We start from the raw sequence: 9,984 nt of genomic DNA, 5'->3' as shown, positions 1-9,984 counted from the left end.
GGCCTGAACACAATCGGCTTGGTGAACATCCAGTTCGTCATCAGCAACGGCGTCGTTTACATCATCGAGGTGAATCCGCGCGCGAGCCGGACGATCCCGTTCCTGAGCAAGGTGACCGGGATTCCGATGGCGAAGTTGGCCACAAAAGGGATCATCGGACTGAACCTGAAGGATATGGGCTATAAAACAGGATTGGTTCCGTCAAAATCAGGGGTATACGTCAAGATGCCGGTCTTCAGTTTCAACAAACTGAAGAAAGTCGACACTGTCCTGGGGCCGGAAATGAAGTCCACAGGGGAAATCATCGGGAAAGACGTCAACCTGCCGAAAGCTTTATACAAAGGCTTCATCGCGTCAGGCGTCCATGTACCGGACTATGGAACTGCCCTGATGACGGTATCGGACAAAGATAAAGAAGAGATCATTCCACTGGCGAAACGCTTGATTTCGTTGGGCTACCATATCGTTGCGACGACAGGTACCGGTAAAGCCTTGGAAGCGGAAGGGATCAAAGTCGATGTCATCGAGAAAATCAACGAGCACAGCAATGACATCCTGGATGCCATCCGTGACGGCCGCATCAATCTGGTCGTCAACACGATGACGGAAGGGAAGACGAGCGAAACCGATGGATTCCTGATCCGCCGTGAAGCAGTCGAAAACAACATCCCGTGCTTGACTTCATTGGATACAGCAGAAGCTTTGCTGCAAGCGATGGAAACCATCCATTTCCAACTGGAAGACATGAGCAAATAAGCAAGCAATTACCGCAAAAAGAGGACTTTCTTTCGAGAAGGTCCTCTTTTTTTATAGATGTGCAGTTCAGTTGCCGGATTATCCGGCAAACCATTACCTCCGGCGAACAACGGCTTCATCGGAGGTAATGGTTTGCTGGCTGGTGTTAAGTCCGGCGAATCAGTCTTCAGCGGAGGAGAGCTTCCAAGTCTGTCCGGATTCTCCGGCGAAGCGGATCTTCGCCGGAACTGCGGCTCCCGTAAGCAGTTGCTTGATGATTTTAAAAAAGCTTGCGCATCCCTGACAGCAAAAAAACCACCTCAGAAAGTCAATATGAATCACTTCATATCAACATTTCTGAGGTGGTTGCCTCATACTAGTATGGAGACGAGGGGAGTCGAACCCCTGTCCAAGCATATCGGCACTTCCAAATCTACGCTCATAGTTAAACTATTGGAATTCGCCTCGAACTAGCCGCTTAACAGGCATCATTTTCGGCTAATCTGATTGATCTCTTCTGATTCCTCCAGATGGAAGGTCACAGCGTATCCCACATCATTGAGACCCTGATCTGAGTACATGGGCGATACCAGGAGGATCTTAGCTAGCTACAATTAAGCAGCGAAAGCTAAAGTGTTGTTTTGTGTTTTGTCAGTTATATTTAACTGTAACGTTTTAGCGTAGACGTAACCTACGGAGCGCATCGAAAGCTCGACCTATACCTGTCGAATCCGTAACGTCCCCGAAATGGGAATGCACAGAGTTATCTTGCATTTCATATTATACGGCATCCATTCCAAAAAGCAAGGATTATGCACAAAATATTTTGGCAGCCCAGCCTATCGGTAGTATAATCCAGATAACGGAACAGGCACTATAATTCAGAGCGGAGTGGACAACATGAAATTGGGCATGCGCAAACCAAGCCTGAAACGTTCGTTGAGGGCTCGGACAACCGGAAAGGTGAAGCGGGCAATCAAACGCAAAACTAATCCTCTCTACGGCAAAAAAGGAATGGGGCTGGTCCGGGACGCCAAAAGAGCAGCGTACAATAGGATATACAAAAAAGCCACGGTTTCGATTTGGGATCTTTTCAAGAAAAGAAAATAAGTAAATAGAAACGATGACCGCCTCATCAACAGGGAAGCGGTCATTTATTTTGCGCGAAATGCAAGGTCAATCCGAATGCAGCCTGTATTCGTGCGGCGTCATACCGTAGGCTTGCTTGAATTTTTGGTAGAAGAACGTGACGTTCCGGTAGCCGATCTGCTCGCTGATGGCTTCGATCGGGAGGTCTGTGTTCTTCAGCAGGATGCAGGCATTGTTCAAACGCAGTTCCTGAATCAGCGAAACGTAGGATTTTCCGGTCTGGTTCTTGATGAATCGGCTCAGGTAACTTGGATTGAATTTGAAAGCCTCGGCAACTTCCTGCAGGCTGCAGTCATGGTAATTCTTTTCGATGAAGAGCAGAATGTCTCCGATATAGGAATGATCAGCCTTGCGGTGTTCGCGGGCCTGTTTCTGCTGGAATGCCTTCAGCAGCTCGGAAAAGAGGATGATCATGTAGGCATCGGTCACATCTTTCGAATAGGAGGACGGTTCATAATAGTTGACGAGCATCCCTTCGATGGCGTCGATCAGGAATTCGCTGTTGGTGGTGTTGAAAAGAAGGTAGCGGTTATGCTTCTGCGTTTTGGAGAGGGCGTTGACCGCGAATTGGCTGATGATGCTGTTTGAGGCCAGCCGGCTCAGCATTTGGGTGGAGAAGTACTCCTTCCGCATCAGGAAGTTGATCAGAATATCGTTTTCGCCCGTATCGAGGATCCGATGGCAGACGCCGGTGTCCAGGATGCAAAAATCCCCCTCTTTTAATGAAATTTCTGTCCCGTCGATTATAATGTCTATATTGCCTGAATAGACGTAGTTCATTTCGATGAAATCATGGACGTGCAGCGGAGTATAGGAGAAGCGCGCGTGCTTGAGGATCAGCAGTTGGCTGCCTTCGATAAGAGCGGCGCGTTCATTTTGTTTCTCGCGGGCGCTTTCCAGATGCTTTTCGAAGGTGTAGCGATAGACCCGTTCGCCTTCCTCGTTCAGGTAGGAGTCAAATTTTTCGACAAAATCGGACTGGGGTTCGCTTTTTTTCAGCAGCAAACGCGCCTCCGTTTTTGTGTGGGTGAATAGTTTTTCGCGGATCTGTGCTTTGTCCATAAAATCTCCTTTATGTAAAAAATGGTCAATCATTTCGTAAAAATATGATATTAATAAAATCTGCTATATCCGTTAAGATGTACTTGTTAGCGATACCATAATGATAATCCGGATGAAAAAATTAGTCAATATGATTCAGCTGACATCGTCATCAATAATTGCACCACATCAAACAGGAGGAAAAAATATGAATACTGAAAAAATGTCCCTCAGCGACAAGATCCAAAACACAGTTGGGCCTTTCGCAACTAAGGTGAACAATAACATCTATCTGACTTCCGTCAGGGACGCCATGTTGGCATACATGCCGTTCACTTTTATCGCCTCGATCTTCTTGATCATCGCCTTTTTCCCGATCACCCAGGTCACCGACTTTATTACGATGGTATTAGGCACAGAGGATGCATTTGTGTGGCAATCGAAATTATTATACGTAAACAGTGCAACGTTGGCAGTGGGCGGCTTGATTGTCGTCATTTCCATGGCCAAATCCCTCGCGGATAAGCTGGAAACGAACGTGCTGCAGTGCATCATCACCGCAGTCGTCTCCTTCCTGTTGCTGACCCCGCTTGACAATATCGAAGGCGTCGATTTTCTGAACATCACCAAAATCAGCGCGCAATCGATGTTTCTGTCGATCCTGGTCGGAATGTTCAGCACCATCATCTACAAAAAAATCGAAGAGAAGGGCATCAAAATCAAGCTGCCGGAATCCGTTCCACCTGCAGTAGCCGGACCATTCGAATCGGTCATCCCTTCCGTCATCGTCGTGACCACCTTCTTCATCATCCGCTTGATCATTGAGTTGTTGCTGAAGAGTGACGCTTTGACATTGATCAACGGTACCTTAGGAAAACCATTGACTTATTTGGGCGGTTCGATCTTTGGCCTGGTTGTCGTCAAAATTTTCGAACAATTCCTTTGGTTCTTCGGTCTGCATGGCGGATCGATCATCCAGGCGGTAATGGATCCGATCCACCAAGTATTGGAAGACCAAAACAAAGTTGCTTCTTTGGCAGGCGAAATCCCGCCGAACATCATCAGCATGAGTTTCCGCAACCATTTCGCCTCGATCGGCGTCGTCGGTGCCGTCATCGCGATCCTGATCGTTGCGAAGAGCAGACAATACAAAGAAGTCGGGAAAATCTCAGGCGTTCCTTACATGTTCAATATCGGCGAACCGGCTTTGTTCGGTATCCCGTTGATGCTGAATTTCCTGTACTTCATTCCGTTCATTTTCTCGAATGCCATTTCGACAATCGTCGCATATGTTGTCTTTGCGCTTGGGCTGGTTCCGCTTCCGACAGGTTTGGCGCAGATTCCATGGACGACGCCGCCGATCATCAGCGGTTACTTCGTGACCGGCAGCATCAGAGGTTCGTTGCTGCAGATTGCCCTGATCGCAATCACGACAGTCGTTTGGATCCCGTTCGTCCGGATGGCCGACAAGCAACTCTACAAAGAGGAGAAAGAAATGGACAGCACGGGCTCGGATGCGACTGTTCAGGAAGCGGAAGGGATCCGTTAAATGACAGCTACGGATCAACTGATGGTTGCTGGCATGGACCAACCTTTGAGCGCCAGCCTGGGTCAGGCCAGCTGGATCACGCGGCTGGACAATCCGCTGGAAAAAGAAGCGGAATTTCTGAACGAACGGCCCAACATCATCCTTGAAAAGACATTTGATGTCTCGGATGAAGTGGAAGAGGCGCTGCTCGCCATCTGCGGCTTGGGATACTACACCTTGTACGTCAATGGGCAGCGTATGGGCGATGCCTATTTGAACAGCGATGTGACGAATTACGACAAAACGGTCTATTACGATACATTCGATATCCGCGCCCAGCTGAAACAGGGCAGCAACAAGCTGTCGGTGGAGCTGGCTAACGGTTGGTACAACGCGGCTCCGATCACCATTTTGGGCAAATACAATGTGCGCAAGCAGCTCGCCGTCGGAAAACCTTGCCTGATCGGCCAATTGACGATCACGGATGCTTCGGGCGAAAAACTTGTGATCGCAACGGATTCGAGCTGGGAAAGCAGGCAAGGCCCTTACTTGTTCAACAATCTGTACATCGGAGAAACGGTGACGGACGACATCCAGGAAGCGGCAAGCACACAGAAGACAGTCAAAATCGCCGGGCCGAATGGCTGCCTGACTCCCAGCTTCATCCCCAAAATCAAGCGTCAAAAACACTACCTTCCGGCGAAGCTGACTAAGGATCCGACTGGCGAAGGCATGTTGATTGATTTCGGAACGATCCTTTCCGGGCACTTCCTGTGCGATGTCGCCGCCGATTTTCTGGGCCGAATCACTTTCCTTTACGCCGAGGAGCTGAACGCGGACGGTACGCTCAGTTTTGATTCCAGCATCAGCGGTACCTATGGCGTGACGGATGAAGCGCATCGCATAAACGCAAGCGATCCGATCATCCAAAAGGATGTCATCAAAAAAAATAAACAAACGCTTTTCCGTTTTGAAAATCAGTACTGTTATCACTCTTTCCGCTATGTTTTGGTGAAGGCAGAGCCGACTGCAGCTGGAGTGGAGGGGCTGCTTTCGGACATCCAAGCTTACAGCGTCCACACCGATCTCGCAGCGGTGAGCCGGTTCGGATCCTCTTCGGAAGAGTTGGACCGGTTATGGGAAGCGGCACGCAATACCCGCTTGAACAATATCCATTCCTACTTCGAGGACTGCACCAGGGAACGCTTCAGTTATGGCGGCGATATCGTCGCCCTGATCGATTCCCATCTCTACAGCCACGATATGCATGAACTCTTGAAGAAAGTCTTTATGGATTTCGCGAATGATCAGACACCGGAAGGCGGGATTCCCCAGACGGCTCCTTACGTCGGCATCATGACGAACGGGACATCAAACGGGGCGGGCTCTTTGGGCTGGCAGCTGGTTTTTCCGGTGCTTGCTTCAAAAATCGGACAGCATTACCAGGATACCGCCTTTGTGCAAGAACAGCTGCCTGCATTGAGGAAGCATTTGGGTTACCTGTTGGCATTTGATTTCGACTATATCCGCTACTGTTGCCTCGGCGACTGGGGTTCGGTTGATGCCGGCATCCTAAATAACCGCATCGTATCGCCGGATCAGGAGTTCTGTTCGGCTTGCATGTATCTGATCCTGTTGGAGGAGTACAAGGAATTATTTTCAGTGTACGCTGTTCCGGAAACGATGATGAGAACCTTGGCGTTGCGCATACTGGAAGCAAGAAGCACAATCATTGAGCTGTTCCGCAACGAGGACGGCAGTTTTGCCTCAGGGACGCAATCAAGTTTCATTTTCGCCTTGAAGGCGGAGTTGTATGAGAATGTAGCCAAAAAGCACCAGCTTGAGAAGAATCTGATTGCGCACATCCGCAAAGAAGATGGCGTTTTCCGCTTCGGCATTTTCGGGATGTCGTGGGCATATGCCATCCTGTCCGAGCTCGGCGAAGACGAGTTGATCTACAATTGGCTGTCCCGCCGCGAAGAACCGAATTATCTGGGCATGCTGGCGAATGGGAATCAGACCTTGGGCGAGTATTTTCCGCTCCAGAACGGCTCGAACAAGGTGCAAGGCTCATTGAACCATGCGATGTTTTCCTCATATACGGTCTGGATGATGGAAAAGCTGATCGGCATTTCCTTCAAAAAAGATCACCGCATCCAATTGGCCCCTTATTTCCCAATGGATTTGACAGAAGTTCGGGGTTCGCTCCGCACTTCGCCAGGGATAATTGAAGCACAGTGGGTACGGACCGAGGCCGACAAACTAAACTACAGCGTGACGCTGCCGGAATCATTGGATTACGAGCTCTGTTTGGGTGACGCGTATCGGATCATCAACAAAGAAATCACTCCAGCAGGAGAAGAGCGCCAAACAATCAGGCTGCTGCTCGAAACGGCGGCCCCGATTGAAGTGAGCTGACAAAGGAAGCTCTAGTGCGGTGTTTGAAAGACCATTTCGATATTATGGAGGCAAAAAGATGAAAATGAAAACAATCGGGCAAGCAGTCCTTTTACTGGCAGCGTTGAATCTCGGCGCCTGCGCGACTCCTTCCGAAACTGCTGAATCAGCAGAATCAGCAGTTAGTTCAAAAGAAACAGGCGTTGTTTTGGAAGAAACGGTAACGGATGAAGCGTCACAATTGCATTACTTCACCTACGATGCCATGAAGGAAGGTTTCGCAAGCGCGCGCTCGGATGTGCTGACGCCGACTTTCTATATCTTCGCAGGTCAAAAGACGGAAGAAGAAGCTGAAGCGCTGTTGGCAGAAATCGGACTGCTGCCGGATGTCCAGGAATGGGCGGGGCAGGCCTATGTGATCAATCCGCTGCATGAGGGAGGCTATCAAGAGGACGATGCGGAAGCCTTCATCAAACTTTTGGCGAAAGCGCCTGTGAAGAACGCCAAAGTGATCGCTTTGGATGAAGGTGCGACTTTCGTAAACAATTTCATGCGGGAGGAAAGTTATCCGATCGCAGGGATGATGCTGTACGGCGGGGATATCGAAAGCGCTAGCGCCTCGAGCACGCCGGTACCCGTCTATATCAGCAATGCCGCAGAAGCCGTCGCTGATTCCTACATCGCAGCCAATGCTGCAGAAGAGCTACCGGAGGAGGATGATCTGGCTGTTTACCGCAATCCGGAAAAAGCGCTGCAGCAAGTCGTCGTGAACGAAGAGGAAGAGACTGTGCAGGAAGCCTACGCCAATGCCTGGGAGCATGTCTTCTCGAAGAATTACCGTATGCACAACGAACAGACGGAATTTTATATGGCTGACGTCAGCAAATACACGGACCCTTATCCCTTGATTGGTATTCCGAACTTCGAGGAGTTGGGCATCACCTACAACCAAATGATTGCCGAGCCAGTGAAGGGAGAAGGGGAGTTCAACTGGTATGAATACATCCCGGAAACGGCTATGGAACAGCCTTCCGGCAGCGTGCCGTTGATCGTCACACTCCACGGCTTTGCGAACGATCCGAGACTGCAGGGCGACACAAGCGGCTGGACCGAGTTGGCGGCTGAAGAAAATCTGATCGTCGTTTCCCCTGAATGGCAAGCCAAGGAAGAGAATTTCGGAGATGTCGAAGGTTTCGGCGAAGAAGGCGTACTGAACCTGATCGAGGACCTCAAAGCGAAATATCCTCAGATCGACCCTTCGCGCATCTACCTGACCGGATTGTCGGCAGGCGGATCGAAAGCTACCCTGATGGGCGTCAAGTATCCGGGCGTTTTCGCAGCAGTTGCCGCCGTTTCTTCACCTGGCGTGGACAAGCAGGAACTGACTGCAATCGCGGAGAACTATTTTGGTCCCGAGGTCCCTTACCTCTACATTGCCGGCGATCATGATAATTTCCAGATGATTCCTGTGGACGGGTCCGGTCAATTCGGAACACCGGGCATATTCCAGAACGACCCGAACGTCGACATGTTCCCATTCATCCAAGCCTACCAAAAAATCAACCGACTTGAGGTATCTGAGCGATACGATATGTCGTTGAATGAATTCTACGGTGTGGCATTGGATAACCAGGGATGGACGGCACTCGGCGACAAACAGATGCTGGTCGGGACAGACTCCAATGCAAACGGCGCAATCATGAAGTTGGCTGCGGTAAAGGATCTGGCGCATTGGAACTACAAACCGGAAGCCGCATTCATTTGGGATTTCTTCCAGGATTACCAAAGGAACACCGAGAACGGACAATTGATCATGAATACACCAGCCGAATAATTCATCCTGACCAAACTTCCCGATTGTCCGATGATTATAAGGAATTTGTCGCATTTGACTTCTGCAGGTGAGAAAACTCTGTATATATTTTGCAAACAGGGGTATAATGAAAGCGTTACCTGAATAGTGAGGGAGAAACAATCCCTTAACTGATCGTTCAGGCTAACCACGACATAGGAGGCGGTTGCGATGACAATGAAGAAATTCCAAGTGGAGCTACCCGAAGATATGCTGGAAAAAATGAGAAAAGGCTATGCCGCAAAAAGAAGACAAGGCGGCTACGAAGTGAAAAACATCAGCGACGAAGAACTGGCTGAATATTTCATGAGCATGGGCTTGAATTATGTCGACAGGAAAATATCCGAAATTCTTGATAAAGAAAAACAATAGAGAGACAGGAGAGCGGGACAGAACGCGTTTAGCTCCGGACCACTGGAGCGAACAATGCTCGAATGGCTGCAGGCCATTCGAGCATTGTTCGTGAAGTGGAGCCAGGGGCTGCGTTCTGTCCCGCGTTTACGCACACTATGTTCGAATGCACATTAGTCCCAGCCTCCTTATTTTGCGGTAAAGGAAGTTTTAAGAGGGTAGGGCTTGCACATTGAAATGATCCATGCTACAATGAATTTAACATTTTGTGAAGCGCAGAGAAGAATTGTTTCAAAACATTCCGATTCGTCACGTTAGCAACAATGTATCATATAGTGCAAAACGCACGAGGAGGATTTTCAATTATGGAACAAGGTACAGTTAAATGGTTTAACGCAGAAAAAGGTTTTGGCTTCATCGAACGCGAAAGCGGAGACGATGTATTCGTACATTTCTCAGCTATCCAATCTGAAGGTTTCAAATCTTTAGAAGAAGGCCAAGCAGTAACTTTCAGCGTAGAAGAAGGTAACCGCGGACCTCAAGCAACTAACGTTGTTAAAGCTTAATTCAAATTAAACTTATAAGAACCTGGTCTTCGGATCAGGTTCTTTTTTTGACATTTTCGATAATGAGGTTAGTTGCAATAGTAAATTCCAGTTTGCAAAACTAAATTCCGCACTCGAGCCGATGAAAAGAGAAATAGACAAAAAATGAATGTCAAAAAGGTCAATTTGTATATTTTAGAGTGATCAATGTATCGAATTCGGTCTGTTTTTGGGCATGACAAACCGAAGGTGAAGATTCTGCGTTTTTTCGCAAGAGTAAATTCCACCCCTAAAAGATATTTTATTGTGGACAATGTTCTGCTGCTTTTTTCGGTTAGAACGGGATTCCTTCATCTTCAAAGCTGTTGGTTTTGCTCAATGCACCT

The 9,984-nt window shown here is 48.7% G+C and carries 8 protein-coding genes and 1 other RNA gene; 7 read left to right on the top strand and 2 right to left on the bottom strand.

All coding sequences use genetic code 11. The annotated features are described in order from the left end of the window. A partial coding sequence (locus tag BMX58_RS14230) for an ATP-binding protein (RefSeq protein ID WP_479729361.1) occupies nt 1-756 on the top strand: 756 nt, incomplete at its 5' end. Nucleotides 757-1,114: 358 nt separating this feature from the next. Here BMX58_RS14230 and ssrA read toward each other — a convergent pair. After that, nucleotides 1,115-1,479, bottom strand: a transfer-messenger RNA (tmRNA) gene (gene ssrA, locus BMX58_RS14225). A 156-nt stretch (nt 1,480-1,635) separates the two neighbouring features. On the opposite strand from ssrA, the gene BMX58_RS14990 reads away from it, so the two are divergent. Further along, nucleotides 1,636-1,845 carry a hypothetical protein gene (locus BMX58_RS14990; RefSeq protein ID WP_068623104.1) on the top strand — a complete coding sequence of 70 codons (210 nt, stop codon included), beginning with the start codon at nt 1,636-1,638 and terminating at the stop codon, nt 1,843-1,845. Between the two features lie 66 nt (nt 1,846-1,911). Here the strand turns inward: BMX58_RS14990 and BMX58_RS14215 are convergent, their stop codons facing one another. Further along, entirely contained in the window at nt 1,912-2,946 is a 1,035-nt protein-coding gene (locus BMX58_RS14215; protein WP_084253920.1) for an AraC family transcriptional regulator, read from the bottom strand. Between the two features lie 187 nt (nt 2,947-3,133). Here BMX58_RS14215 and BMX58_RS14210 point away from each other — a divergent pair, with 187 nt between their 5' ends. From BMX58_RS14210 to BMX58_RS14190, 5 genes are all read left to right on the top strand, one after another. Then, nucleotides 3,134-4,474, top strand: coding sequence for a PTS sugar transporter subunit IIC (locus tag BMX58_RS14210; RefSeq protein WP_068623102.1), 1,341 nt, complete (start codon nt 3,134-3,136; stop codon nt 4,472-4,474). Next, entirely contained in the window at nt 4,475-6,871 is a 2,397-nt protein-coding gene (locus tag BMX58_RS14205; RefSeq protein WP_084253919.1) for a family 78 glycoside hydrolase catalytic domain, read from the top strand. Nucleotides 6,872-6,929: 58 nt separating this feature from the next. Further along, complete coding sequence (locus tag BMX58_RS14200; RefSeq protein ID WP_068623101.1) at nt 6,930-8,684, top strand: CE1 family esterase; 1,755 nt, start codon at nt 6,930-6,932, stop codon at nt 8,682-8,684. Between the two features lie 189 nt (nt 8,685-8,873). Beyond that, a complete protein-coding gene (locus BMX58_RS14195; RefSeq protein WP_068623100.1) occupies nt 8,874-9,074 on the top strand; it encodes a hypothetical protein in 201 nt (66 codons plus the stop codon). A gap of 344 nt (nt 9,075-9,418) precedes the next feature. Then, nucleotides 9,419-9,619 carry a cold-shock protein gene (locus BMX58_RS14190; protein WP_068623099.1) on the top strand — a complete coding sequence of 67 codons (201 nt, stop codon included), beginning with the start codon at nt 9,419-9,421 and terminating at the stop codon, nt 9,617-9,619. Nucleotides 9,620-9,984 lie beyond the last annotated feature (365 nt).

Source organism: Trichococcus ilyis (genome assembly GCF_900109135.1).
GTDB classification, from domain to species: domain Bacteria; phylum Bacillota; class Bacilli; order Lactobacillales; family Aerococcaceae; genus Trichococcus; species Trichococcus ilyis.
This window is presented reverse-complemented; position numbering and strand designations above follow the sequence as displayed.

What these genes read in the sequence shown, in the direction of transcription:
- BMX58_RS14990 (WP_068623104.1), top strand. Translation starts at nt 1,636, where the DNA reads ATGAAATTGGGCATGCGCAAACCAAGCCTGAAACGTTCGTTGAGGGCT.
- BMX58_RS14215 (WP_084253920.1), bottom strand. Translation starts at nt 2,946, where the DNA reads ATGGACAAAGCACAGATCCGCGAAAAACTATTCACCCACACAAAAACG.
- BMX58_RS14210 (WP_068623102.1), top strand. Translation starts at nt 3,134, where the DNA reads ATGAATACTGAAAAAATGTCCCTCAGCGACAAGATCCAAAACACAGTT.
- BMX58_RS14205 (WP_084253919.1), top strand. Translation starts at nt 4,475, where the DNA reads ATGACAGCTACGGATCAACTGATGGTTGCTGGCATGGACCAACCTTTG.
- BMX58_RS14200 (WP_068623101.1), top strand. Translation starts at nt 6,930, where the DNA reads ATGAAAATGAAAACAATCGGGCAAGCAGTCCTTTTACTGGCAGCGTTG.
- BMX58_RS14195 (WP_068623100.1), top strand. Translation starts at nt 8,874, where the DNA reads ATGACAATGAAGAAATTCCAAGTGGAGCTACCCGAAGATATGCTGGAA.
- BMX58_RS14190 (WP_068623099.1), top strand. Translation starts at nt 9,419, where the DNA reads ATGGAACAAGGTACAGTTAAATGGTTTAACGCAGAAAAAGGTTTTGGC.